A 25362-nucleotide genomic window follows, 5' to 3' on the forward strand; every position below is an offset into this window, starting at 1 on the left:
CTTCGCGTGCCCTCTGTAGAGCCGAGCCCATGCTCGGCTCTACAGAATGGCGCCCCTCCGACCAAAGCCGCATCGAACCCGGGCCGCCCGCGCGCCTACCATGGGCGTCTGTTCCCGATCCTGCCAGGTGCGTGCCGATGACCGCCGACCCCAGCATCCACACCATCGATACCGGCTTCCAGCGCGCGGACTTCGATGCGGCCTACCTGATTGTTGAAAACGGCCGCGCGGCCTTCGTCGATTGCGGCACCGGCCTGTCGGTACCTGCGATGTTGCAGGCGCTGGCCAACGCCGGCCTGGGCGTGGAAGCGGTGGACTGGCTGCTGCTGACCCACGTGCACCTGGACCATGCTGGCGGCGCCGGTCTGCTGATGCAGCAGCTGCCCAACGCGAAGGCGGTGCTGCACCCGCGTGGTGCACCGCACATGATCGACCCGACCCGGCTGATTGCCGGCGCCACGGCGGTGTACGGCGCCGAAGAGATCGCGCGCAGCTATGGTCGTATCGAGGCCATTCCCGAACACCGTGTGGTGGTGGCCGAAGACGGGCACCGCATCGATCTGGCCGGCCGCGAGCTGGTGCTCCTGCATACACCCGGTCACGCACTGCATCACTACTGCGTATGGGATGCGCGCAGCCGCAGCTGGTTCACCGGCGATACGTTCGGTATTTCCTATCGCGAGCTGGACAGCGCGCAGGGTGCTTTCATCTTCCCCACCTCGTCGCCGGTGCAGTTCGACCCGGAGGCGATGAAGACCTCGATCCAGCGCATGCTCGATTACGCACCGCAGGCGATGTACCTGACCCACTACGGCCGCGTGGAGCAGGTGCAGAAGCTGGCCGACGACCTGTTCGAGCAGATCGATGCAATGGCCACCATCGGCCGCCAGTGCGATGGCCGCCCGGACCGCCACCGCTGCCTGCTGGCCGCGCTGCAGGCGCTGTACCTGGAACGTGCACAGCTGCATGGCTGTGCGCTGGACGATGCGGCGGTGATCGCTGTTCTGGCGATGGACATCGAACTCAACGCGCAGGGCCTGGCCTGCTGGCTGGACCGCATCAGCAGGTAGACCCACGCCATGCGTGGATGACTTGAGCCCAGGCTGCGCCGCGATGTCACGACCACGTTACACTCTGGTGACTTCCGAGCCTGCCGTGGTACTGCCGTGAATCCGATGCGCGTGTTGCTGCTGTCGTCCTGCCTTTTCGTCGGTGGCCTGGCCCATGCGGCCAATGACCTGCCGGGTGGTGGCATCGATCCGCAGGCACTGTCGCGCCACGTGCGTGTACTGGCGTCGGACGGATTCGAGGGCCGCGCGCCGGCCACCGAGGGCGAGGAGCGCACCGTGCAGTACCTGATCGAGCAGTTCCGCAGCTACGGCCTGCAGCCGGGTGGCGTGGACGGCAGCTGGGTGCAGCCGGTGCCGCTGGTGCGTGCCCAGCTGGATGGCGCTGCCAAGGCCAGCCTGTCGCTGAAGCAGGGCAAGCGCGCGCTGGCTAACGGTGTGGACGTGACCCTGCAGAGCCTGCAGCCGCGCAAGCGCGTGCAGATCAAGGATGCGCCGCTGGTGTTCGTCGGCTATGGCATCGACGCACCGGAACGCCACTGGAACGATTACAAGGACGTGGACCTGCACGGCAAGATCGCCGTGGTGCTGATCAACGACGCCGATTTCGAGGCTGATGCACCGGGCGCGTTCGACGGCAAGGCGGTGACCTACTACGGCCGTTGGACCTACAAGTTCGAGGAAGCCGCACGCCGTGGCGCCGAGGGCGTGCTGATCGTGCACGAGACTGCACCAGCCGCCTATGGCTGGGCCACGGTGAAGAGCTCGGGCACTTCGCCGCTGTTCGACATCGAGCGCAGCCAGGCCGACGCAATGGCCCAGCACACGCCGCTGCGCGGCTGGATGCAGCGCGAACTGGCCGAGGCGATCTTCGCCGACGCCGGCCTCGATTTCGATGCCGAGAAGCGCAAGGCGATGCGCGCCGACTTTCGCCCGGTGGCGCTGGACAACGCCAAGCTGAGCGTGGACTTCGCGTTGAAGCGCGAACAGGTGGTGACCCGCAACGTGGTGGCCAAGCTGCCCGGTGGCGCGCATGGCGACGAGGCGGTGATCTTCTCCGCACACTGGGATGCCTTCGGCATCGGGCAGCCCGACGCCAAGGGTGACCGCATCCGGCGTGGCGCGATCGACAATGCCACCGGCGTGGCCACGGTGCTGGAACTGGGCCGCGTGTTCGCCGCCGGCCCGCAGCCCCAGCGCACGCTGTACTTCGTGGCGCTGACCGCTGAAGAGAAGGGTCTGCTGGGTGCCAGTTATTACGCCGCGCACCCGCTGGCGCCGCTGGACAAGACGGCGGCGGTGCTGAACATCGAGATGTTCAGCCCGGATGGCCCGACCCGTGACATCGCGTCGTGGGGCAAGGGCCGGGTGTCGCTGGAAGGCGACCTGGAACGCGTGGCCAAGGCCCGTGGCCGCAGCTACAGCCCGGACCCGAACCTGGAAGCCGGCTTCTTCTACCGCGCCGACCACTTCGCCTTCGCCCGCCTGGGCGTGCCGGCGATCACCATCGGCCCGGGCCTGGACAAGCTGGACGGTGGGGTTGAAGCCGGCCGCGCGCTGCGCGAGAAGTACTTCGCCGACTGCTACCACCAGGCCTGCGATGCCTGGACCCCGAGCTGGGACCCCAGCGGCCATGCCGCCGACACCCTGCTGGTCTACGACCTGGGCGCCGAGCTGGCCAACAGCCGCCGCTGGCCGACGTGGGAAAAGGAATCAGAGTTCCGCGGCGCGCGTGACAAGAGCGAATCCGCCCGCCGTTGATGGGCCGGCGGACGACGGTGTGCGTGTGTAGAGTCGACTGTCAGTCGACTATCGCGCGCAGCGCGGGGTTTTTCGCCATCTGATCGAAGAGCAGTCGACTGACAGTCGACTCTACCGTGCAGGCTCCATCCGAGCGGTGTTCCACAGCGGCCACCGGCATTGCACCGGTGGCCGCGATCACCACAGCGCCCTTACTTGCGGGTGCCGTCGAGCCAGTTCGGGCCCTTGTTGGTCAGGAAGAAGATGTAGACCACCAGCGAGACCGCGATCGTCGCGGTGACGTAGATGGCGAACCAGTCGACATGGCCGGTCTTCAGTGCGCCCTGGTACAGCAGCGGGGCGGTGCCGCCGAACAGCGAGTTGGCCAGCGCATAGCCCAGGCCCACGCCCAGTGCACGCACGTGGGTGGGGAACAACTCGGCCTTCACCACCGCGTTGATCGAGGTGTAGCCGGTGAGGATGACGAAGGCCAGTGCCAGGGTCAGGAACGCCAGCGTGGCGTCGTGCTGGTGCGGCAGCTGGGTGATCAGGTACCAGCTGTACACCACGCCGCCGACACCGAAGAACACCAGCAGGGTCTTGCGGCCGATGATGTCCGACAGCCAGCCCCCGACCGGCTGCAGCACCATCAGGAACGCCAGCACGCCCAGGTTGATCAGGGTACCGGTCATCGGGTCGTTGCCCGCGAAGGCGCTCTGGATCATCTTCGGGCCGTTCACCGAGTAGGTGTAGAAGGCCACGGTGCCACCGGCGGTGATCAGGAAGCACAGCAGCAGCGGCCGCCACTGGTGCACGAACAGCTCGTACATCGAGCCGGACTTCTGGGCCTTGCCCTCGCGTGCGGCTTCGATCGACGACTCCGACAGCGATTCGTCCATGCCGCGGCGCAGCCAGAACACCACCACCGCGGCGATGCCACCGATGCCGAAGGCGATGCGCCAGCCCCACTCGGAGATTTCCGGCTTGCCCCAGAAGGTCAGCATCAGCAGCAGGGTCAGCTGGGCCAGCACATGGCCACCGACCAGGGTGACGTAGTGGAACGAGGACAGGAAGCCGCGACGGCCCGGAATGGCGGCCTCGGACATGTAGGTGGCGCTGGCGCCGTATTCGCCGCCGGTGGCGAAGCCCTGCAGCAGGCGCGCGAACAGCAGGATGACCGCTGCCCAGATGCCGATGCTGGCCGCCGTGGGCGTAATGGCGATCAGGAACGAGCACAGCGCCATCAACGTGACCGAGACGGTCAGGGCCAGGCGGCGGCCGTGGCGGTCGGCGAAGCGGCCGAAGAACCAGGCACCGATGGGGCGCATCAGGAACGTGGCGGCGAAGATCGCCCACACGTACATCGTGGAATTCTTGTCGTCCGGCGAGAAGAACTGTGATTCGAAGTACACGGCGAATACCGAGTACACGTAGACGTCATACCACTCCACCAGGTTGCCGGCGGAGCCTTTGAGGGTATTGGAGATCGACCGCCGCAGGGCGGCGCGGTCGTTCGCGGGTACGGCGGGTTGGGACGTGGTGCTCATCTGGGTGGGAATCCTCGATGCGGCGCGTCCGTGCGCAGGGAAAACGGCGCCCGGCCTTGGGGCGGCGCGGCCGGGCAGCCCTCTTGGTACTGCATCAGCCGTCAACACGGGGTAGCAGACCAGAGCAGGGTGCATGGATGGATGACAGCGTGCCACCGTACGGGGTGCCGGACCATACTCAAAACGTCCTAGAATCCGCCTTCCCCCGGCTCCCTGGTGTGTCATGTCGGCTCCCCCCTCTTCGTCTGCGGCTGCCCCCCGGGGTGGCCTTGTCGCGCTGGCATTGCTGCTGGTCTACGTGGTCTGGGGCTCGACCTACCTGGGCATCGCCAAGGCCCTGCACGGCGGCGCACTGCCGCTGACGATGGTCTCCGGCAGCCGGTTCATCATTGCTGGCGGCCTGATGTTCCTTGCCCTGCGCCTGTTCTGGAAGCTGCCGAACCCGACGCTGCGGCAATGGCGCAATCTGGTGGTGATGGGCGTGACCATGCTGGTGCTGGGCAACGGCATGGTGGTGCTGGCCGAGCGTGAGGTGTCCTCGGGCCTGGCCGCGACCGCGGTGGCCTCGGTGCCGCTGTGGATGGCGCTGTTCTCGGCGCTGCGCGGGCAACATGCCAGCCGCGGTGAGTGGCTGGGCATCGCCATCGGCTTCCTCGGCGTGGTCTGGCTCAATGCCGGCAGCAGCCTGACGGCCTCGCCGACCGGGCTGGTGCTGCTGCTGATCGCGCCGGTCGGCTGGGCCTTCGGTTCGGTGTGGGCACGCGGCCTGGACCTGCCGGGCCCGTTCATGACCGCCGCCGGGCAGATGATCTGCGGCGGCGTGCTGCTGGTGCTGATCGGCCTGGCGGTCGGCGAGCGCCCGACCACGCTGCCCGATACCGGCGGCCTGCTGGCGATGGCGTACCTGTGCGTGTTCGGTTCCATCGTCGCCTTCACCGCCTACGTGTGGCTGCTGCAGAACGTGCGCCCGGCGCTGGCCGGCAGCTATGCCTACGTCAATCCGGTGATCGCGGTGCTGCTGGGCGCGCTGCTCAATGGCGAGCGATTCGGCTGGCGCGACCTGCTGGCGATGGTGGTGATTCTTCTGGGTGTGGTGGTGCTGACGATGGCAAGGACGAGAAGGAAATGAGCATGGATGAGAAAGAACAACGCCGGGGTCTGCTGGTCACTGCGTCCACCTTCGTGATCTGGGGCCTGGTGCCGGTGTACTGGCACCTGCTCAACGAGGTGCCTTCGTTCCAGATCATCGCCCACCGCATCATCTGGAGCACCGTGCTGGTGCTGGGCTGGCTGTTGATCAGCGCGCGCCTGGACTGGTGGCAGAAGATTGCCGCACAGCCGCGCGCGCTGCCGATCCTGCTGGTGTCCAGCTTGACCATCGCCTTCAACTGGGGCCTGTACATCTGGGCGGTCAACGCCGGCCATGTGATCGAGACCAGCCTGGGCTACTTCATCAACCCGCTGGTGAACGTGCTGCTGGGCGTGATGGTACTGAAGGAGCGCCTGCGCCGCCTGCAGTGGGTGGCCGTGGCGATGGCAGCGGTGGGCGTGGCCTGGCTGACCATCGATGCGGGCACGCCACCGTGGATCGCGCTGGGCCTGGCCTGTTCGTTCGGCCTGTATGGCCTGCTGCGCAAGCTGGTCTCGGTCGATCCGGTGGCCGGCCTGGGCGTGGAGAGCATGTACCTGTTCCTGCCGGCGCTGGCGTTTGCGATCTGGGCCGAGAACGGCCATGGCGGCGCGTTCTTCCACGGCTGGGGCTGGCGCAACGACCTGCTGCTGATCTTCGGTGGCGCGGTCACCGCAGTACCGCTGATCGGCTTCGCCTACGGCGTGAAGCGCATTCCGCTGTCACTGGTCGGCATCCTGCAGTACATCGCGCCGAGCCTGCAGCTGCTGCTGGGCGTGTTTTTCTTCCATGAGGCGTTCGATACCGCCAAGGCGATCGGCTTCGCAGCGATCTGGGCCGGCCTGGTGCTGTTCGTCGGCGACAACATCCGCACGATGCGCAAGCGGTAACGGCGCCGGGGTCGGATCCCTCCGCAACGCGGAGGGCGCTGACCCCCTGTTCCTCGCCGCCTGGGGTCATAGCCCTTCGCCGGGCGAAGGGATCCGACCCCGCTTCGGCGCGAAAAAGAACGGCGCCCCGAAGGGCGCCGTTCTGCTTCCATCCACCGCCAGGAGAGAGAGATGGCGGTGGCGGGAACGCGGTTGCAGGCTTAGAAGCGCTGCTGGTACTTCATGTACATGAAACGACCGATGTCGAAGCCACCGTAGTAGGTGAAGCTGCTGTTCGGCTGGCTGTACATGATCGGACCCTGGTGGTCGAAGACGTTGTTCACGCCCAGCGACACGGTGCCGTCCCACGGCAGGGCATAACGCACCTGCAGGTCGTGGAAGGTGTTGGAACCCACCTTGTTGGTCGGCGAGGCATCGGTGTAGGCCGAGCTGAAGCCCGGCATGTTGCACTCGTCCATGTAGGAGCACTTCTCCTTCATGCTGGAGTAGTAGCGCGCGGTCCAGCCGATGCCCAGGTTGCCGTACTGCCAGTCCAGGTTGAAGGTCGAACGCACGCGGAAGTTGCCGCCCCAGCTGGTCAGCTGCTCCACCGGCGTGGTGGCGGCGTTGTCATTGCGCTGCTCCAGGTAGTCGGTGTAGGTGGTGTTCCAGGTAACGGCGAACTTGCCGAACGCGGTTTCCGGCAGGCGGTAGCGCGCGCTGATGTCATAGCCGGCGGTTTCGCGGTAGCCGGCGTTGACCAGCGAACGGTCCAGCGCGTTGACCTGACCGTTGCTGCCACGGGTGAAGCGGCCGCAGGCGGCGTCCGAGCCCTGCACGTAGCACTGTTCCAGGATGTTGGTGGCCGACTCGCCAACGATGGCGTTGTCGATGCGGATCTTCCACCAGTCCAGGCTGACGTCCAGGCCCTGCACGAAGTCGGGGCTGTAGACCAGGCCCACAGTCCAGGTCTTGGCGGTTTCCGGCTTCAGGTTCGGGTTGGAACCGGAGTTGAAATCGGTGGTGGCCTGCTGGCCCGGCTTGCTGGCCACGGTGCCGTCGCTGTTGAGCTGGCGGAAGTTGGCCGGCACCTTCAGGGCCTTGCAACGGGCAGCCACGGCGGCGCTGCTTGCAGCGGTGCCGAACGAGGTATCGCACGGATCGGTGAACGAATCACGGGTGCTGACAGTGCCGCCGTACAGGTCGTCCACGGTCGGTGCACGGAAGCCGGTGCCATAGGTGGCGCGCACCAGCAGGCTGTCGATCGGCTTCCACTTCACGCCGAACTTGCTGTTGGTGGTCGAACCGAAGTTGTTGTAGTCCGAATAGCGACCCGCGACATCCAGCGACAGTTCGCGGGCGAACGCCATGTCGGCCAGCAGCGGCACCTGCATTTCCAGGTAGACCTCGTTGAGCGAGTAGTCGCCCTGGGTCGGCTTGCCGGTGGTGCCGGCGATCTGGCCGTTCTGCACCATCAGGTCCGGGGTGTAGCGTGCTTCTTCGGTGCGGTGCTCGAAGCCCATCGCAGCCATGATGTCGCCGGCCGGCAGCGAGAACAGCGAACCGGAGATGTTGGCGCTGGCCACCTTGGTGGTGGTCTGGCTCTTGTCCACGTAGCGGGCGAACAGGTAGTCCTGCACGTCCTGGTTGCTCAGCGAGCCCGGGCCGGTGTAGCCCATCGGCGCGGCCGGGTTCCACGGCACGCAGCCGGCGATCACCGCGTCGCGGGTACCGCAGTAGGCCACGCCGTTCTCGATGAAGGACGGGCCGACGGCCAGGTTGACGTTCGGCTGGTACATGCTGCCGGTACCAACGCGCTCGCCTTCATTGCGGTTGTAGGTGTAGCTGACGTTCCAGTCCCAGTAGCGCGAGCCGGTTTCGAAGCTGCCTTCCAGGCCCAGACTGCCGCGCTTGGTTTCCAGGGTGTTCTCGGTGCCACGCAGCATTTCTTCGGTGCGGTGCGAGAACAGCACGTCCTGCTGCCACAGGTTGAACGCGCTGTCCTTGGACAGAGCGGCGCGGCTGCCGTTGCGCGCCTGTGTGGCGGTGACCGAGTACGGGTAGCCGGCCAGGTGCTTGGTGGATTCGCGCTTGCTGTACATGGCATCGGCAACGATGCGCAGGTCATCGGTGATCGAGAAGCCGCCGTTGGCGAACACCGAAGTGCGCTCCAGGCCGGTCAGCAGGCTCATGTTGGTCTTGGTGTTGGCACCATCGGCCGGGTTCGGCGCATGGAAGTTGCTGGCGCTGGTCGGGTCGCCGCCCGGGCCGACGGTCAGCGACTTGCCGCCGACGGTGACGCTGCCCCACGGCGTGGTGCCGTTCAGGCCATCGTTCGGGTGGCGCGGGCCGTTGACGTAGCGGCTGAACTCGCGCGCGCCGCCCATCACTTCGTCTTCCTTGGTGCGCTCGGCACCGACGCTGAACCAGCCGCGGTCGAAGGTCTTGCCGAAGGTGGCACTGTAGGAGCGCTTCTGACCGTCGCCTTCGCCGTACTGGCCGACGTAGACGCTGGCTTCGGCACCATCGAAGTTCTTGCGGGTGATGATGTTGACCACACCGGCGATGGCGTCCGAGCCGTACAGTGCCGAAGCACCGTCAGTCAGCACTTCCACGCGCTCGACGATGGCCGACGGGATCGAGGCCAGGTCGGAGTAGCCACCTGCGCTGACGCCCATGCGGCGGCCGTCGATCAGCACCAGGCTGCGTTCCGGGCCGAGGTTGCGCAGGCTGACGTACGTGCCGCCGAAGTCGCGCGAAGAACTCAGCGACGACGAGCGGCTCAGGCTCGGAGCACCGGCGGCGGTGACGTCCTGCAGGATGTCGGCGACGTTGATGTAGCCCTTCTTCTCGATCTCGGCGCGGCTGAGCGCGACGACCGGCTGTGCGGTCTCGACACTGGCCTGGCGGATGCGCGAGCCGGTGATTTCGATGCGATCGAGGTTGGTCGGGGTATCGCCGGCGCTCTGTGCGAAGGCGGGGGTGGTGCAGCTGGCGGCGAGCGCGATGACGATCGCGTTGCGCAGCGGATTGGTTTTCAGGGACATCCGTGACATCTCGTGTTTCAGGAAAAACAAGCGCCCGTTCTATGGGCGCGTGGGGTGCTGCAAACCAACGTGGGGGCCGGGATTCTAGAGTGTTTCCATTCGTAACTGTTTGTCGCCATGCCGCTGAATGTGCGCGAAGATGAATCGCAACCAACAATCCACAGATGCGATGTGCGCGGCGTCACGCACGTTGCGTGCGCGATGGGCAGAGGCATCGATAGCGGCAGATTTGTGGATATCTGTAGCCGCGCGTGTGCGCACGCTTCCATCCACGCATGGCGTGGATCTACTGGATCCAGATTGGGGTCAGATCCCTTCGCGCAGTGAAGGGATCTGACCCCACCAATGAAAAAGGGACGAAGCTCCCGCTTCGTCCCCCTGCAACGTGCGCGTTGTATCGCTGCGAAATGCTCAGGTTTCGCGCAACGCCGTGGTGATCGGCAAACGTGCCGCGCGCAGCGCCGGGAACAGGCCACCGACCAGGCCGATGCCCAGTGCCCATTTCAGGCCGGTCCACAGCAGTTCCGGCGAAACATGGAACTTGAACACCACCGCGCTGAAGTTGCTGCCGATGGTGGACACGCTGTAGCCATTGAACAGCAGCCACGCCACCGCGCACCCCAGCAGGCCGCCCAGCAGCGCCAGCAGCATCGTCTCCAGCATCACCGCAGTGACAACCGGCAGGCCACGGAAGCCGATCGCGCGCATGGTGGCGATCTCGCGCGCACGCGTGGCAACAGCCGCATACATGGTGTTGAGTGCGCCGAACACCGCACCCACCGCCATGATCGTGCCGATCACCTTGCCGAGGATGTCGATCAGCTTGGTCAGCCCGCCGCCCTGCTTGCTGTAGTAGACACGGGTGGTTTCCACGTCCAGCTTCAGGCGCGGGTCGGCGGCGACCGCCGCCTTGAACTGCTCGAAGCCGGCCTTGCCATCGGTACGCACGCTGATCGACTGCCAGGCGCTGCGCTGGTAGGTGGTGGCCAGCGTATCGGCGTCGGTCCACAGTTCCGAATCATGCGCATCGCCGGTGGCGAACACGCCGACCACGGTCCAGGTCTGGTTGCCCAGCGTCAGCGTCCTGCCCACGTCCATGTCGCGGAACTGGCCCTTGGCACCCTGGCCGACCACGATCTCGCGCAGGCCGGTGGCGAACTTGCGGCCTTCGATGATCTTGACCTTGTCATGTACTGCCCAGGCCTGCGGACCAACGCCGCGGAACTGCGCGTTGACGTCGGTGCCGTCGGACTTCGATACCAGGTTGACCACCTGCGACAGCTCCGGCGACAGCAGCGGCCGGCCTTCGCCATCGCGGCTGATGCCGGGCAGGGTGGACAGCGTGGGAACCTGTTCGCGGGTGATGACCGAATTGGTCTCGGCCTGCGAGCCACCGCGCAGCACGATGGCGGTGGTGTCATCGCCGGTATTGTTGAGCGTGGCCTGGAAACCTTCGCCCATCGCCAGCATCGCCACCAGCACGCCGACCACGCCGGCGATGCCGACCACGATCACCGAGGACGCACCCCAGCGCTGCGGCAGGCTGGCCACGCCGATGCGGGTGGCCGCCAGTGCCAGCCGTCCGCCACGGGTCAGCAGCAGCCACAGCGCCACCAGCACGGCCACGGCCAGCACGCCAACCCACGGCAGGCTGATCCACAGCACCAGGCCGATCGCCAGCAGCAGCACCGTCACACCGTTGCCCAGCCACTTCTTGAGTTTGCTCTTGAACATGTCGGTGTCCTCCTCAGCGGCCGGCCAGTGCGTCGACGATCTTCAGGCGCTTGGCACGCAGCGCCGGCAACAGGCCGACGATGATGCCGATCACCACGATCAGGCCCAGCCCCATCAGCCAGGTCGGCGTCGGTACGTGCGGCGGCAACATGCCCATGCTCTTCGGCCCGATCGCTGGGAGGATCAGCGCGGCCAGGCCCATGCCGATCAGGCCACCCAGGCCGATCAGCAGCACCGACTCCACCATCACCAGGGTCAGCACGGTGCTGTCCTTGAAGCCCAGCGTCTTCAGCGTGGCCAGCTCCGGCACGCGCTCGCGCACCGCCTGCGCCATGGTGTTGCCGGTCAGCAGCAGCAAGGTGAAGAACACCGCGCCCATGATCGAAGTGACGATCATGCCGATGTCGGCGAACTGCTTGACGAAGGCCTGCTGGAACGCTGATTCGGTCTGGGTCTTGGTCTCGTGGTCGGAGTTGGCCGAGATCGCATCGATCGCCTGCGCCACCCGCGAGGAATGGTCCGGATTGTCCAGCGTCACCGTGTACCAGCTCACCTGGTTCTTGATGTAGTCGTTGGATTCATCGAAGTACTTCCAGTTCATCATCAACTGGCGTTCTTCGTTGGCGGCCAGCGCGCGGTCCTTGGAACGGTAGATGCCCTTCAGTTCCAGCGGCCAGTCGTTGCTGCCACCACGCGGGAAGATCGTGGCCTGCAGCGGGATGGTGTCGCCGATCTTCCAGCCGAACTGCTTGGCCAGCGATTCGCCGACGATGGCGCCGGTGCGGGTCTGTTTCCAGTCTTCCAGCTGCGCCGGATCGATCTGCAGCTCGCGGTAGACATCGAAGTAGTTGGGCGACACCGAGAAGTTCGGGAAGAAATTCTTCGGGTCCTGGTAGATGCCACCAAACCACATGCCATAGGCCACGTCACGCACCCCGGCTACCTGGCGGATCTGGGTTTCCAGCCGGATCGGCAACGACTGGGTGATCGATAGCCGCGAGGCCACCACCAGGCGGTTGGCGCCTTCCACGCTGCCGCCGGACGAGAACGCCACGCGCACCGAGTCGAGCATGCCGAACAACAGGAACGCGGCCACCACCGACAGCAGGGTCAACAAGGTGCGCGTGCGGCTGCGGAACAGCTGCGCCCACACCAACGAGAAGTATTTCATCGCGGTGGCCTCCGTCAGTGGGCCAGCGGCGCGTCGGCCAGCTCGCCCTTGTCCAGGTGCACCGTGTGCGTGGCGTACTCGGCGGCCTTCGGGTCATGGGTGACCATGATGATGGTCTTGCCGTGCTCACGGTTGAGCTGCTGCAGCAGGCCGAGAATCTCCTCGGCCGATTGGCGGTCGAGGTCGCCGGTCGGTTCGTCGCAGATCAGGAAGGTCGGGTCGGAGACGATCGCGCGGGCGATCGCCACGCGCTGCTGCTGGCCGCCGGACAGTTCATTCGGGCGGTGGCTGCGGCGGTCGGCCAGGCCGACCAGGGTCAGGGCGATCTCCGCATTGCGGCGGCGCTGCGCCGCATTGAGGTGGGTCAGCAGCAGCGGCAGCTCCACGTTCTTCTGCGCGGTCAGCATCGGCATCAGGTTGTAGAACTGGAACACGAAGCCGACGTGGTGGCTGCGCCAGGTCGACAGCTGGCCGCCGCTCATCTGGTCGATGCGCTCGCCTTCGATGCTGATTTCGCCGCCACTGGGGTTGTCCAGGCCGCCGATCAGGTTGAGCAGGGTGGTCTTGCCGGAACCAGACGGACCCATCAGCGCCACGAAGTCGCCGCTGGCGATGTCCAGGTCGATGCCGTGCAGCACCTGAACTTTCTCGGGGCCACGCTGGTAGGTCTTGGTGATGTTGCGCAGTGAAACCAGGGTCGACATGGGGGGTTCTCCACGGAAGGCGGGAAACGGGGACGCGCGCCGGCGGTGGCCGGGGGCGTGCGTCGAGCGGTGCTGCCGGCGGCGCCCACGGGCGCCAGGCCGTTACTGCGCTTGTTTCTGTTGCACCTTGGCGCCATCGCGCAGGGTGTCTGGCGGGTTCACCACCACCGATTCACCTGCGCTCACGCCCTTGAGGATCTGGCGGTCCTTGCCCATCGCCTGGCCTGCTTCGACCGTGCGCTGCTGCACGCGGCTCTCGTCACCCAGCACGAAGGCCACCGACGTGCCGTCGCGCTGGACCACCGCGCCGCCCGGCACGCGCACGCCCTGCGGCTTGGTCGCCGCCTGCGGCTGCGCCTGTTCGAGGAAGCTGACCCGCACGCCCATCTCCGGCACGATGCGCGGGTCTTTCACCTTCAGCGCCACGCGCACCTTCACCGTGGCCTTGCCGCGGTCGGCGGTGGGGATGATGGCGATCACCTCGCCCGGGATCTTCCACTCCGGGTAGGCATTGAGCGTGGCTTCCACCGGCATCTTCGGCTGCACGCGGCCGATGAAGGCCTCGCCGACCTCGACTTCGATCTCCAGCGAATCCATGTCGACGATGGTGCCGATGCCGGTACGGGTGAAGCCACCGCCGGCCGACAGCGGCGAGACGATCTCGCCCGGCTGCGCCGCCTTGGCGGTGACCACGCCGGAGAACGGCGCGCGCACTACGTTGTTGTCCACGCCCAGGTCGGCGATGGCCAGCTGGTCGTGTGCCACCTTGACGTTGCGCTGCGCAGTGTCCAGCTGTGCGCGCAGGCTGTCGCGCTGGGCCACGGCCTGGTCGTACTGCGAGCGCGACACCAGCTGCTGGCCGACCAGCGCCTGCAGGCGGCTGGCCTCGGCGGCGGCCTGCTTCTGCTGTGCTTCCAGCCCGGCCACCTGGCTGCGTGCGGCCTGCAGCTGCGAGGCATACAGGCTGCGCTGCGCATCGGCATCGATCGGGTCCAGGGTGGCCATCACCTGGCCGGCTTCGACCCGCATGCCTTCCTCGATCATCACCTCGCGCACCTTGCCGGTGATCTTGGCCGATACCGTGGCCATGCGCCGGGCGACCACGTAGCCACTGGCGTCAAGCACCGAACTGCTGGCGCTGCCCTGCTGGATGGCTACCGCGGGTGCGGTTTCCACCTCAACGGCCGGGGTGCGGCCGAACAGCGCGAAGGCGCCGGCGGCCAGCAGCACGGCAATCACGACAATCGTGATCCACAGCCAGCGCCGACCGCCGCCATTGCCACCGGAGGGCGGCTGTGGCGACTTGCGGTCGATACGGAGTTCCTTCAACAGCTCGGCAGAAGCGTTCATTCGTTCCATCACAGACGTTCGGGCGGGTGTGGCCGGAAGAGCGGACGGCGGCGGTTCCGGCGGTGGAGCGTGCGGCACAGCATGAAGGCAGGCACAGCGATGACGGCAGTGACAGCTGTCATCCGATGACACTGACGGCGGCAACTGCGAAATGTGACCACGGCGGCACAGGATGGCAACGTCCCCGCTACCGGTACCGCCCATGGATCCGATCGCCCCGTCGCTGGCCCGCCTGCAGCAGGTGCAGGTGCGCTATCGCGACCATACCGCCCTGCATGGCATCGACCTGCAGGTCCGCGCTGGCCAGGTGCTGGCATTGCTGGGCCGCAACGGTGCCGGCAAGAGTACCGCGATCAGCGTGCTGTTGGGCCTGCGCCGCGCCGACGCCGGCCAGGTCGAGCTGCTCGGTGGCGACCCGCAGCAGCGTGCCAGCCGCCTCGGCCTGGGCGTGATGCTGCAGAGCACGAACCTGCCGCCGATGCTGCAGGTGGACGAGCTGGTGGCCCAGGCCAGTGCCTGCTACCCCGACCCGATGCCGTTGCAGGAGGTACTGCAGCGCGCCGGACTGCAGGCGCTGGCGGGCCGCCGCTACGGCCAGCTGTCCGGTGGCCAGCAGCGCGCCGTGCAGTTCGCCAACGCACTGTGTGGGCGCCCGCGCGTACTGTTCCTGGACGAGCCCACCACCGGGCTGGACATCCAGGCGCGGCAGACCATGTGGCAGGCCATCCGGCAGCTGGTGGCCGAAGGCTGCGGCGTGCTGCTGACCACCCACTACCTGGAGGAGGCCGAGGCATTGGCGCAGCAGGTGGTGGTGCTGGAACAGGGCCGGGTGTTGGCCGACGCGCCGCTGGCCGAACTGCGCCTGGCCGAGCGGCCGCGTCGCATCCGCTGCCGCAGCGTGCTGTCCGCTGAAGAGGTGCAGTACTGGCCGGGCGTGCAGCAGGTGCAGCGCGACGGCGAGCATCTGCAGCTGCTGGCGAGCCCGGCCGAGCCGGTGGTGGCTCGCCTGCTGGCCGCCGATGCGCAGCTGCGTGAACTGGAAGTACAGGGCGCGGCGCTGGCCGATGCCTTCCTCGACCTGACCCGGGAGGCCGCATGAATACCCTGAATCCGACTGCCGCCGCTGCGCGTCCGGTATCGACCTGGCGGCGCGCGCTGCGCCCGTACCGTGCCGAACTGCAGGCCGAGCTGCGCCGCGCCTGGCGTACACCCGCCTTCGCCGTACCCTCGCTGCTGTTCCCGGTGCTGTTCTACCTGTTGTTCGGCGTGTTGTTGGGCCGCGGCCATGCACCGCTGTACCTGCTGGCCACCTACTGCGTGTTCGGTGCGATGGCGCCGGCCCTGTTCGGCTTCGGCGTGCAGCTGGCGCTGGACCGTGAAGGCGGCCTGCTGACCCTCAAGCGCGCGCTGCCGATGCCGGCGGCGGCACCGTTGCTGGCGCGACTTGCGATGGCCGTGATGTTCGCGCTGCTGGTGGCCGCTCTGTTGATCGGCGTGGCGCGCGCGATGGGTGGCGTGCAGCTTCAGGCGGTGCAGATGCTGCAGCTGATGGCGGTGGCGGGGCTGGCCGCGCTGCCGCTGGGGGCGATCGGCCTGCTGATCGGAAGCCATGTCAGCGCCAGTGCGGCGCCGGCGATGGTCAACCTGGTCTACCTGCCGCTGGCGCTGCTGTCCGGCCTGTGGCTGCCGCTGTCGGCGCTGCCGAAGGTGTTTTCGACGATGGCCCCGCTGTGGCCGACCTGGCACCTGGCCCAGCTGGCGTTGCCGGTGGTGGGGCTGCCGTCGGTGGGCAGCGTCTCCGGCCATCTGCTGGTGCTGCTGGCGGTCACCCTTGTGGCGTTGCTGCTGGCGCGTCGCCGCCTGCGCCGGATCGGCTGAACTGGCATGATCGGCAGCGATCGTCCCCGCCTGGATCACCCCGTGTCGTCGAGCTGGCTTGCTTCCCTGCTGCGCCCCGCACCGGACTCGGCAGTGGCCGACAACCTGCGCCGCGGCAAACCGGCCTGGGCCGATGCCATCCACCTGCTGTGGACGGTGTGGGTGTTCATGACGCCGCTGTTCTCCGGGGGCTACACACTGCGCTGGCTGTGGTTCACCCTGGCCAGCTATCCGCTGTTCCTGGTGCTGTATGCGCGCCTGCTGCTGTCGCCGCGGCACCATGCGCCCCGCTATGCACTGGCGATGACCGCGCTGGCGATCGTGCTGGTGCCCTGGTACCCATCGGGCATCAGCTACTTCATTTTCGGCTGCGTGATGTTGCGGGTCTGCGGGCGCAGCAGCTGGTGGCGCTATCTGTTGCTGCTGGCCGTGCTCAACGCGGTGTTCTACCTGGTGGCCTACCTTGCGCACTACCCGTGGCAGAGCCTGGTCTGGGTGCCGGCGGTGTCGTTCATCATCGGCATGGTGGTGAACGTGGAGACGGTGAACAAGGAAAAGGATGCCGCATTGCAGCTTTCGCAGGAGGAAGTGCGGCGGCTGGCCACCACCGCCGAGCGCGAGCGCATCGGCCGCGATCTGCACGATCTGCTGGGCCATACCCTGTCGCTGATCACCTTGAAGCTGGAGCTGGCGCGCAAGCTGCACGACCGTGGCGATGCACGTGCGCGGCAGGAGATCGGCGAGGCCGAGGACATCGCGCGTGAGGCACTGGCGCAGGTGCGCAGTGCGGTCACCGGCATCCGTGCCAGCGACCTGGCGGGCGAACTGGCCTCGGCACGCCTGCTGCTGGAATGCCAGCAGGTGCACCTGCACTATGCGTCGCCACCGGCAATGCCGGTGGACGTCGAACGTGGCCTGGCGCTGGTACTGCGCGAAGCGGCCACCAACATCGCCCGGCATGCGCAGGCAACGCAGGCGCGGGTGGATTTCATGCTGGAAGGAAGGATGTTGGCGATGCAGATCCGCGACGATGGCCGCGGCGGTGTGCAGGCCGAAGGCAATGGCCTGTGCGGGATGCGTGAGCGGGTGGCGGCGCTGGGCGGGCAGTTGCAGGTGCAGTCTGCGAAGGGCGAGGGCACGGTGCTGACCGTGCGCGTGCCTGTGGGCGCGGCCACCACACCGCTGCCGCCGGGCGCGCCGCCGACGCTGGCAGCGGGCGGTGCCGCATGATCCGCATCCTGCTGGCTGAAGACCAGGCGATGGTGCGGGGTGCGTTGTCCGCGCTGCTGGGCCTGGAGCCGGACATCGAGGTGCTGGGCAGTGCTGCCGACGGCGAGGCCGCCTGGCGCATGCTGCAGCAGCTGCAGCCGGACATCCTGGTGACCGACATCGAGATGCCGGGCCTGTCGGGGCTGGAGCTGGCGCAGCGCATCGCCCGCCATGAGTTGCCGATCAAGGTGGTGATCGTGACCACCTTCGCCCGCGCCGGTTTCCTGCGCCGCGCGCTGGAAGCGGGCGTGCTGGGCTACCTGTTGAAGGATGCGCCGGCGGAGAACCTGGCTGAGGCCCTGCGCAAGGTAAAGCAGGGCATCCGCGCGATCGATCCGCAGCTGGCGCTGGATGCGTGGTCGCAGGCCGATCCGCTGACCGACCGCGAGCGCCGCGTCCTGCGGCTGGCAGGTGAGGGCCGTACCGCCAGTGAGATTGCCGAACAGCTGGGGCTGTCGCACGGCACGGTACGCAATTACCTGTCCGAGTGCATCGGCAAGCTTGGCGTGGCCAACCGGATCGAGGCGTACCGGCTGGCGCGGCAGAAGGGGTGGTTGTAGCGGCGCCTTGCGTTTCCCGGTGATGTCATTTCCGCGACCGCGGAGGGGTGTCACTTTCTTTGCTCGTGCAAAGAAAGTAACCAAAGAAACACGCCGCCAGATCGCGAGCCGGCGCTGCGCGCCGGTGCCCTGCGCTTCTCGGTGAATCAGGGGACGGCGCCGAACTCGCTGCGCTCAGACACCCGCGCCTCTTCGCCCCTGATTCCCCTGCGATGCTCGGCTCGCTAAAAGGCGGACCCAACGTCAAAAGCCGATGTTGCACCCCGTAGGTCCACGCCATGCGTGGATGCTGTTGCCATTGATCTTGACCTTCAAGTCCGCCTTGAGCGAGCCGAGCACCGCAGGTCCGGCGAGGGCGAAGAGGCGCGGGTGTCTGAGCGCAGCGAGTTCCCGCGCCGTCCCTCGACGGATCGAGGAGCGCAGGGCACCGGCGTGCGAAGCACGTCGGCTCGCGGCCGGCGGAGCGTTTCTTTGGTTACTTTCTTTGCGCGCAAAGAAAGTGACACCCCTCCGCAGTCGCGGAAACGATCCGCCGGGAACTCCCGGCGAGCCCCTTCAATCCTTCCCGCGCGCCATCGCCTGGAACACCCCATCGCGCCGCACCCACAGGTGGAACAGCGCTGCACCCACGTGCATCAGCACCGTGGCGAACAACACATATGCCAGCAGGCTGTGCGTATTGCGCAACGCGGCGTACAGCGCCGGGGTGTGCGGCACGATCGGCGGCAGGTGCAGGCCTCCCCACAGCACGATCGGGTAACCGCCCGCCGACAGCATCGCCCAGCCGATCAAGGGCATCGCCAGCATCAGCGAATACAGCATCCAGTGCGAGGCCTTGGCCGCCATCACCTGCCACACCGGCAGGTCGGCCGGCAGTGGCGGCGGGCGATGGCGCAGCCGGTTGTACAGGCGAAGCAGCACCAGCAACAGGATCGCGATGCCCAGCGGGCGGTGCAGGTCGATCAGCACGGGACGCAGATGCAGCGAGGCGACCATGGTCACGCCGATGAACAGCATGGCGATGATCATCAGCGCCATGGTCCAGTGCAGCACCCGCGCCAGCAGGTTGAAGTGGCCGTTGTGGGTGTTCATCGCGCGGCCTCCTTCGGTTGCTCGACATTGCCGCTGGCGCGCTCGCGTTCGCGACGGTTGAAGGATTGCGAATAAACGGCCGAACGCGCAGCCAGGATCGGATCGTCACTGCCGCGCACGCCGCTGGGCAGGATCAGCGGATCGAAGTTGATCTGGCCGCAGGCGCCTTCCTCCTGCGACTGCATGCGGTCCAGGCTGAGTACGCCGGCCACCACCTCATCGCGCGACGCGGGCCACGGCACCGATGGATCATCGATGGCATCGCCGGGCGCGGCGATGGTCACGACCAGGTTCCAGCGCACCGGGCCGCTGGCCAGGCGCTGTTGCAGTTCCTGGCTGAGGAAATCGACGCTGGCCTGCTTGCGCGTTTCCGCATCCATCTCCACCACTGCCGCCTGCGGCTGCCAGCGCCAGCGCACCGCACGCTTCTGGCCCTGTGCATTGGTGAACCAGAAGCTGTTGACGCTGTTGAAGGTGGTGTCGGCCCAGCTGCTGGTCCACGGTGCGGTCTTGGCCCACTGCTGGAACGCCTGCGCACTGGGGTATTTCGCCAGCACTGCCGCCATCTTCTGTGGGTCCGGCTTGCCGGTGGCCGTGTCGGGAATGGAGGCACGCGTCTGCGCGTAGAACGCCTCGGCGTTGGGCACGGCGAAGAACGGGAAGCTGTTCATCGCCATGCGCCATTCCTGGCCATCATCACTGACCATCTGCACCGCGATGCTGCGGACGCGTGCGGTGTTGTCGGCGCCGTAGGGATCGCCGCCGCCGATCGACAGCCGCCCCATCACCGGCACGCGGCGCTGCGAGAACACCCGTGCACTGGACAGGGTGGGAGCCTGCGCGCTTGGTTCGAACCAGCCGCTCACGCACACGCCTTTGCTGTGCGCACGGCGGAACCCGGGATGAGCCGGGCCGGTGGCTTCGATGGTGTCGGTGAAGCGCTGCGCGGTCAGGCGGCCGCCAATCCATCCGGCCAGCCAGGCGAAGGCCAACGCGACCGCACCCAGGATGAGCGCGATCAGTGCGATCCAGAGCAGGGGTGAATGCTTGCGTGGTGCGCCCGGCGTCTGGCCGGCGCGGGTGTAGCGGAAGAGCGACATGGTCGGAGTCCTGCCTTCACGGAGCGTGTGGGTGGTCGACCCACACATCCTCGCAGAACCCGGCCGCGGCCGAAATTCAATTTTTCGTCAAACTTCCAGCCCTGCCAACGCCCCGGTAGAGTCGACTGTCAGTCGACTCGCGCGCGCAGCGCGGGGTTTTCACGGCCGGTTCCAATTGAAGAGCAGTCGGTTTGAAGAGCAGCCGGATCCAAGAGCAGTCGGATCCAAGAGCAGTCGACTAACAGTCGACTCTACCGTGCCCATGCCTGCCCCGGCGGTCGGGTCGGGTACGGCGTGCCGACCAAGGTCGGCACCCACCCGATCAGCTGTAACGCGCCTTCAGCATCGCCCATGCCGAGCGCAGCGCCAGCGCTTCGCCACCGGCGGGACGGCCCGGGCGTTCGCCGTCGTTCCAGGCATACACGTCCAGGTGCGCCCAGCGCTGGCCGTCTTCCAGGAAGCGTTCCAGGTACAGCGCGGCGGTGACCGAGCCGGCCATGCGCGAACCGGCGTTGGCCAGATCGGCGATGCCGCTGCTCAGGTAGCGCAGGTAGGGGCGCCACAGTGGCATGCGCCAGACCGGGTCGCGGGTTGCATCACCGGCCTGCAGCCACTGCTGGGCCACCGTGTCGTCGTTGCTGAACAGTGCCGGCAGGTCCGGGCCCAGTGCGATGCGCGCGGCACCGGTGAGGGTGGCGAAGTCCAGCACCAGGTCCGGCTTCTGCTCGCCGGCGAAGGTCAGCGCGTCGCACAGGATCACGCGGCCCTCGGCGTCGGTGTTGTCAATCTCCACGCTCAGGCCCTTGCGGGTAGCGATCACTTCGCCTGGACGGAACGCATCCGGACCGATCGCGTTTTCCACCGCCGGCACCAGCAGGATCAGGCGCACCGGCAGCCCGCGCGCCATCACCAGGCCGGCCAGGGCCAGCGCGTGTGCGGCGCCGCCCATGTCCTTCTTCATGTTGCGCATGCCGTCGGCGGGCTTGATGTCCAGGCCGCCGGTATCGAAGCACACGCCCTTGCCGACCAGCACCAGCGCCGGATCGGTGTCCTTGCCCCAGCGCAGCACGACCAGGCGTGGCGCACGGTGCGAAGCGCGACCCACGGCGTGGATGGCCGGGAAGTTCTGCTTCAGCAGCTCATCGCCGGTGATCGCCTCGACCTGCGCGCCATGTGCATCGGCCAGGGCGCGTGCGGCGTCTTCCAGCTGCTGCGGGCCCATGTCTTCGGTCGGGGTGTTGACCCAGTCGCGCACGCGCAGGCTGGCGGCGATCAGGTCGGCCACTTCGCCGGACGGTGCAGCCACCAGCTGCGCCGGTGCGCGGTTGCGCTTGCGGTAGCGGTCGAAGCGGTAGCTGCCCAGGCCCCAGCCCAGCTGCAGCAGCGCCAGTTCGGCGGCCGGCAGTTCATTGGCCAGCTGCCAGACGCTGCCTTCGGGCAGCGCGTGCGGCGCATGCGCATAGCTGTAGGCATCGCCACGATCACCCACGCCCATCACGGCACCGGCCAGGCCATCGGTGCCCGGCAGCAGCGCCACGCTGTGGGCGCCGGCGTTGAAGCCCTGCGATGCCAGCCATGCCTGGGTGGCAGCCGGCTGGCCGTCCTTCCACGCGGCGAACTGCTCGCGGTCCAGCACGTACAACGGCAGCGCCGCGGCGGTGTCGGCGGTGAAACCAGTGATCTCGCTCATGCGTCAGATACTCCGGGGTGCGGCGGCGTCGAGGTTGGCGTCCAACCAGTCGGCCAGGCCGGTAAGGGTGTCGAACTGCAGGTCCGGCTGCAGTTGCGGATGGGTCCAGGTGGCAGCCTCGCGGTTGATCCAGCAGCCGCGCAGGCCGGCGGCAATCGCTCCGGCCACGTCCATCTCGGCGTGGTCGCCGACGTGCAGTACCTGGGCCGGCGCCACACCCAGACGGGTGCAGGCGGCGTGGAAGATGCTGGCCTCGGGCTTGGCCGCGCCGTGTTCGCGCGAACCCAGCTGGAAGACGAAATGATGGGCCAGGCCGATCCGTTCCAGGTCGGCATTGCCGTTGCTCAACGCCGCTACCGGCACCCGCGCGGCGATACGCGCCAGCGCGTCGATTGCATCCGGGTAGCACTCGACCTGGTTGCGCGCGGCGTAGAACACCTCATACGCCGGTTCCAGCAGATCGAGGCTGGCGCCACTGGTGTGCAGCGCTTCGTGCAGGGTCAGCCGGCGCAGTGCGCTCAGGTCGTGGTGGAGGTGCGGATGGGCGTGGTACAGCCGCTCGCGCAGTTTGCGCATCGCCGCCACCGGATACATCGCAGCGGTGGCCGGGCTGTGTTCGCGCATCCACGCGTGCAGGACCTGTTCGATGCGGGCGCCGATCGGAGCGAACGGCCACAGCGTGTCGTCAAGGTCGAGGGTGATGGCTTGGACGGGGAAATTCACCCCGCCATTCTACCTGCCCGCGCGGCCTTTCATGCGGCGCGGCGGGCGGGGCAGCCGGGTTCGGGGCGGCGCAGGTTGCCTGCCAGTTATGCCCTTGCTCCTGTTCCTGTGGCCTGCGTTACCTGTCTTCAGGCCGGCTCATTCCAGCAGCCTTGCCCAGCCCTGCATGCCGTCCAGCCGCGCCAGCACCAGCTTGATGCAGACCAGCAGCGGCACCGCCAGCAGCAGCCCGATCATGCCCCAGGCCCAGCCGAACACCATCAGTGCCAGGATCAGCACCAGCGGCGACAGCTTCATGCGACGGCCCAGCACGATCGGGGTCACCATCTGCCCTTCCAGGGTGTGCAGGGCCAGGTAGGCGGCGGCCGGCAGCAGTGCCTGCAGCGGGTCGCGGAACTCGACGAAGCCCATCAGCAGCATCAGCGCCACGCCGATCAGCGGGCCCACGTAGGGGGCGAAATTCAGCAGTGCGGCCACCGTGCCCCACAGCAACGCCTCCTGCAGGCCGATGCCGAACAGCATCAGCACGCCAGCGAACACCAACCCGACCAGCGTATTGATAACGCTGATGGTCAGCACATAGCGCGAGACCTCGCGCTCGATCGAACGCAGGATGTCACTGGTGAATCGCTGCTGCTGGCGGTTCGGGAACAGGGCGATGGCCGCGCGCTGCAGGCTCTGCCCATAGATCATGAAGAACAGCGTGAGCAGCACCACCGCCAGCACCGAGGCGGCCAGACGTGGCGCGCGGGTCAGCATGCGGTAGGGGTCGTCCATCTGGGTGCGGATCACCTGCACCTTGTGGTTGCTGTCACCGCCGGCCACGCGGGCGAAGTTCTCCGCCGCCTGGTTGGCCTGCTGCACCGGCTTGGTCAGGTCCTGCACCTGGCGCGCCACCTTGCGCAGCTGCTGCGGCGCTTCCTGTGCCCAGTCCATGGCCGGACCGATCAGCTGCACCGCCAGCGAACCGGTCACGCCCAGGCCGGCGCCGAGGATCAGCAGTGCGCCCAGCGCACGCGGAATCCACAGTTTCTGCAGCAGGCGCAGGATCGGATTGCCGACCAGCGCGAAGAACACCGCCAGCAGCACCGGCAGGATGATGTCCTGCGCGGCCCACAGCGTGTAGCCCACCGCCAGGGTCGCCAGCACCACCAGCGACATCGGCCCGCGCGGACGCGACGGCGCGGGCAGCGGTGCGTCGGGCTGCTCGGGACCGGCCGGTGACGGGGACAGGGGGGACTCGCTCATCGACGCATCAACCGGAAAGGGGAGCGCATTATCCGCCGGCCGCGATCGGCGCGGCGGATTACACGCATCAACGTTCGGACAGCTCGGTGGCCGCTTCGGCCGGCCGCGGTTCGCGCAGTTCCGGTTCGGGCACGGGCCGCGCTGCCGGCGCAGGTCGCTCGGCGGTCGCCGACGTTGCCGCCTGTGCCTGTTCGCTGGCCTCGTCGGCTTCCTCGGCCGCGTCGTCGGCAGTGGCCGCGGCCTGCGCCGCCATCGCCGTGGCAAATGCCGCCTGTGCGCTGGCAAACAGGTTCGAGACCGAACCGACCATCTGCAGCCAGCGGGCACCATTGACCTTGCCCGGCACTTCCAGCTTGCCGGCGATGAAGCCACCGGCCAGGCCGACCACCACGATGCGCAGCGGCGACCACCCCTGTCGCCAGACCTGGCTGAGCGTGGACCAGTGGTCCTGGGTCTCGCCCAGGCGCACGGTCACCACCTGTTCGCAGCGTTTCACCCGCCGCTGCAGCGCACCGAACTTCATGGCTTGCCCTCGGGCAGCTGCACGCCGGCATCGGGGTCGTCTTCGCTGGGCTCGTCGAACAGGCCCAGGCGTGACAGCTGGCGCCGGGTGGCATGCATGCCGGTGTGGTGGAAGAAGTACGACACCCGCCAGATCGCATAGCCGGTGATGGCCAGGCTCAGCAGCGAGGTAATCAGCAGGGCCTGCAGCCAACTCAGGCCCCAGCTCTCCAGCAGTGCGATGAGGGTGGCGGCCATCAGCAGCCACGCCGAGGCACCAAATACGATCGCCACGCCGGCCCAGGCCAGCGCACGACCGAACGCACTGCGGGCCAGCGCGAAGTCGGCCGAAGCCAACCGGCGCAGCGAGCGCACGGTGTGCTTGGCCGAATCGGCAGCGGCACGACCGGCCGCGCCGACCTGGCGGATGCTCTCATCCAGCGGCGGGGTGGCCGCCGGATCAGGCGCTTGCGTGTTGTTTTCGCTCACGCTGCGGCTTACTTGTCGCTGCTGCCGCGGGCCAGCTTGGCGATGATCCAGCCGGCTGCGAAGGCGACGCCGAACGAGGCCAGCGGACGTTCGCGGATCAGTTCGGCGGCGCTGTCGATCAGGTCCTTGCCCTTGTCCATCAGCGCATCGACCTGTTCCTTGGCGGCGGCACCGCCGAACTCGGCGGCGGCCAGGCCGGACAGTGCGCTGTCGGACAATTCAGCCTTGACGTTGGCCTTGCCGATGCGAAGCTCGTCGGTCGCTGCACCGGTTGCACCCTTGATCGCACCGCCGGCGGCCGTAGCGGCCTGCTTCAGGTGGGAACCGGCTTCACCCAGGTGTTCCTTCAGGTTCTCGGTATTGGTGGGGCTCATCGAATCACTCCTGTTGCGATGGGGGAACGGGGTCGGCGGTGCCGACCTGGACTGACAGCAATAGCATTGCCGGGGTATAG

Annotated in this window: 22 protein-coding genes; 8 read left to right on the forward strand and 14 right to left on the reverse strand. The window is 67.4% G+C overall.

Annotation, left to right across the window (positions count from 1 at the left end):
* Nucleotides 1-137 precede the first annotated feature (137 nt).
* The gene (locus tag AASM09_RS01365; protein ID WP_049431484.1) at nucleotides 138-1070 is read left to right on the forward strand and encodes an MBL fold metallo-hydrolase; all 933 of its coding nucleotides are present in this window, start codon (nucleotides 138-140) and stop codon (nucleotides 1068-1070) included.
* Between the two features lie 105 nt (nucleotides 1071-1175).
* Nucleotides 1176-2828: a M28 family metallopeptidase gene (locus AASM09_RS01370; protein ID WP_049431486.1), complete on the forward strand. Its 1653-nt coding sequence runs from the start codon at nucleotides 1176-1178 to the stop codon at nucleotides 2826-2828.
* 191 nt (nucleotides 2829-3019) lie between these two features.
* Here the strand turns inward: AASM09_RS01370 and AASM09_RS01375 are convergent, their stop codons facing one another.
* A complete protein-coding gene (locus AASM09_RS01375) occupies nucleotides 3020-4354 on the reverse strand; it encodes an MFS transporter (protein ID WP_049431487.1) in 1335 nt (444 codons plus the stop codon).
* Nucleotides 4355-4577: 223 nt separating this feature from the next.
* Between AASM09_RS01375 and yedA the strand changes: the two genes are divergently transcribed.
* Together yedA and rarD are read left to right on the forward strand one after the other, a co-directional pair.
* Entirely contained in the window at nucleotides 4578-5483 is a 906-nt protein-coding gene (gene yedA, locus AASM09_RS01380; RefSeq protein ID WP_049431490.1) for a drug/metabolite exporter YedA, read from the forward strand.
* On the forward strand, nucleotides 5480-6373 hold the full coding sequence (gene rarD, locus AASM09_RS01385; protein ID WP_049431492.1) for an EamA family transporter RarD: 894 nt from the start codon (nucleotides 5480-5482) through the stop codon (nucleotides 6371-6373). Before yedA ends, rarD begins: the two co-directional genes overlap by 4 nt.
* Before the next feature lie 200 nt (nucleotides 6374-6573).
* Here the strand turns inward: rarD and AASM09_RS01390 are convergent, their stop codons facing one another.
* The 5 genes from AASM09_RS01390 to AASM09_RS01410 form a co-directional block, all read right to left on the reverse strand.
* Nucleotides 6574-9399 (reverse strand): TonB-dependent receptor plug domain-containing protein, encoded by a 2826-nt coding sequence (locus AASM09_RS01390; protein WP_049431496.1) that lies wholly within the window; start codon nucleotides 9397-9399, stop codon nucleotides 6574-6576.
* A 411-nt stretch (nucleotides 9400-9810) separates the two neighbouring features.
* Complete coding sequence (locus tag AASM09_RS01395) at nucleotides 9811-11133, reverse strand: ABC transporter permease (RefSeq protein ID WP_049431500.1); 1323 nt, start codon at nucleotides 11131-11133, stop codon at nucleotides 9811-9813.
* A 13-nt stretch (nucleotides 11134-11146) separates the two neighbouring features.
* Nucleotides 11147-12304, reverse strand: a complete 1158-nt coding sequence (locus AASM09_RS01400) for an ABC transporter permease (RefSeq protein ID WP_005407727.1) — start codon at nucleotides 12302-12304, stop codon at nucleotides 11147-11149.
* A gap of 14 nt (nucleotides 12305-12318) precedes the next feature.
* A complete protein-coding gene (locus tag AASM09_RS01405; protein ID WP_004137569.1) occupies nucleotides 12319-13008 on the reverse strand; it encodes an ABC transporter ATP-binding protein in 690 nt (229 codons plus the stop codon).
* Nucleotides 13009-13110: 102 nt separating this feature from the next.
* A complete protein-coding gene (locus AASM09_RS01410; protein ID WP_049431503.1) occupies nucleotides 13111-14358 on the reverse strand; it encodes an efflux RND transporter periplasmic adaptor subunit in 1248 nt (415 codons plus the stop codon).
* A 202-nt stretch (nucleotides 14359-14560) separates the two neighbouring features.
* On the opposite strand from AASM09_RS01410, the gene AASM09_RS01415 reads away from it, so the two are divergent.
* The 4 genes from AASM09_RS01415 to AASM09_RS01430 are packed head-to-tail and all read left to right on the forward strand — an operon-like array spanning nucleotide 14561 to nucleotide 18065.
* Nucleotides 14561-15457, forward strand: a complete 897-nt coding sequence (locus AASM09_RS01415; protein ID WP_100443745.1) for an ABC transporter ATP-binding protein — start codon at nucleotides 14561-14563, stop codon at nucleotides 15455-15457.
* Nucleotides 15454-16236 (forward strand): ABC transporter permease, encoded by a 783-nt coding sequence (locus tag AASM09_RS01420; protein ID WP_049431506.1) that lies wholly within the window; start codon nucleotides 15454-15456, stop codon nucleotides 16234-16236. Before AASM09_RS01415 ends, AASM09_RS01420 begins: the two co-directional genes overlap by 4 nt.
* Before the next feature lie 6 nt (nucleotides 16237-16242).
* Entirely contained in the window at nucleotides 16243-17466 is a 1224-nt protein-coding gene (locus tag AASM09_RS01425; protein ID WP_049431509.1) for a sensor histidine kinase, read from the forward strand.
* Nucleotides 17463-18065, forward strand: coding sequence for a response regulator transcription factor (locus AASM09_RS01430; protein WP_025878350.1), 603 nt, complete (start codon nucleotides 17463-17465; stop codon nucleotides 18063-18065). The genes AASM09_RS01425 and AASM09_RS01430 overlap by 4 nt, the downstream gene beginning before the upstream one ends.
* Nucleotides 18066-18620: 555 nt before the next feature.
* On the opposite strand, the gene AASM09_RS01435 is transcribed toward AASM09_RS01430, so the two are convergent.
* From AASM09_RS01435 to AASM09_RS01470, 8 genes are all read right to left on the reverse strand, one after another.
* A complete protein-coding gene (locus AASM09_RS01435) occupies nucleotides 18621-19157 on the reverse strand; it encodes a cytochrome b (protein ID WP_049429635.1) in 537 nt (178 codons plus the stop codon).
* The gene (locus AASM09_RS01440; RefSeq protein ID WP_049429636.1) at nucleotides 19154-20257 is read right to left on the reverse strand and encodes a catalase family peroxidase; all 1104 of its coding nucleotides are present in this window, start codon (nucleotides 20255-20257) and stop codon (nucleotides 19154-19156) included. Before AASM09_RS01440 ends, AASM09_RS01435 begins: the two co-directional genes overlap by 4 nt.
* A 322-nt stretch (nucleotides 20258-20579) precedes the next feature.
* The gene (locus AASM09_RS01445; RefSeq protein WP_049429637.1) at nucleotides 20580-21947 is read right to left on the reverse strand and encodes a leucyl aminopeptidase family protein; all 1368 of its coding nucleotides are present in this window, start codon (nucleotides 21945-21947) and stop codon (nucleotides 20580-20582) included.
* A 3-nt stretch (nucleotides 21948-21950) separates the two neighbouring features.
* Nucleotides 21951-22670, reverse strand: a complete 720-nt coding sequence (locus AASM09_RS01450; protein ID WP_049429638.1) for an HAD family hydrolase — start codon at nucleotides 22668-22670, stop codon at nucleotides 21951-21953.
* Between the two features lie 138 nt (nucleotides 22671-22808).
* Nucleotides 22809-23918, reverse strand: coding sequence for an AI-2E family transporter (locus AASM09_RS01455; RefSeq protein ID WP_049429639.1), 1110 nt, complete (start codon nucleotides 23916-23918; stop codon nucleotides 22809-22811).
* 67 nt (nucleotides 23919-23985) lie between these two features.
* Nucleotides 23986-24441: a hypothetical protein gene (locus AASM09_RS01460; RefSeq protein WP_049429640.1), complete on the reverse strand. Its 456-nt coding sequence runs from the start codon at nucleotides 24439-24441 to the stop codon at nucleotides 23986-23988.
* Nucleotides 24438-24908, reverse strand: coding sequence for a phage holin family protein (locus AASM09_RS01465; protein WP_049429641.1), 471 nt, complete (start codon nucleotides 24906-24908; stop codon nucleotides 24438-24440). The genes AASM09_RS01460 and AASM09_RS01465 overlap by 4 nt, the downstream gene beginning before the upstream one ends.
* Nucleotides 24909-24916: 8 nt before the next feature.
* The gene (locus tag AASM09_RS01470; protein WP_004153835.1) at nucleotides 24917-25282 is read right to left on the reverse strand and encodes a hypothetical protein; all 366 of its coding nucleotides are present in this window, start codon (nucleotides 25280-25282) and stop codon (nucleotides 24917-24919) included.
* Nucleotides 25283-25362: the final 80 nt, after the last annotated feature.

The sequence above is a fragment of the Stenotrophomonas maltophilia genome (assembly GCF_039555535.1).
Lineage (GTDB): Bacteria > Pseudomonadota > Gammaproteobacteria > Xanthomonadales > Xanthomonadaceae > Stenotrophomonas > Stenotrophomonas maltophilia_Q.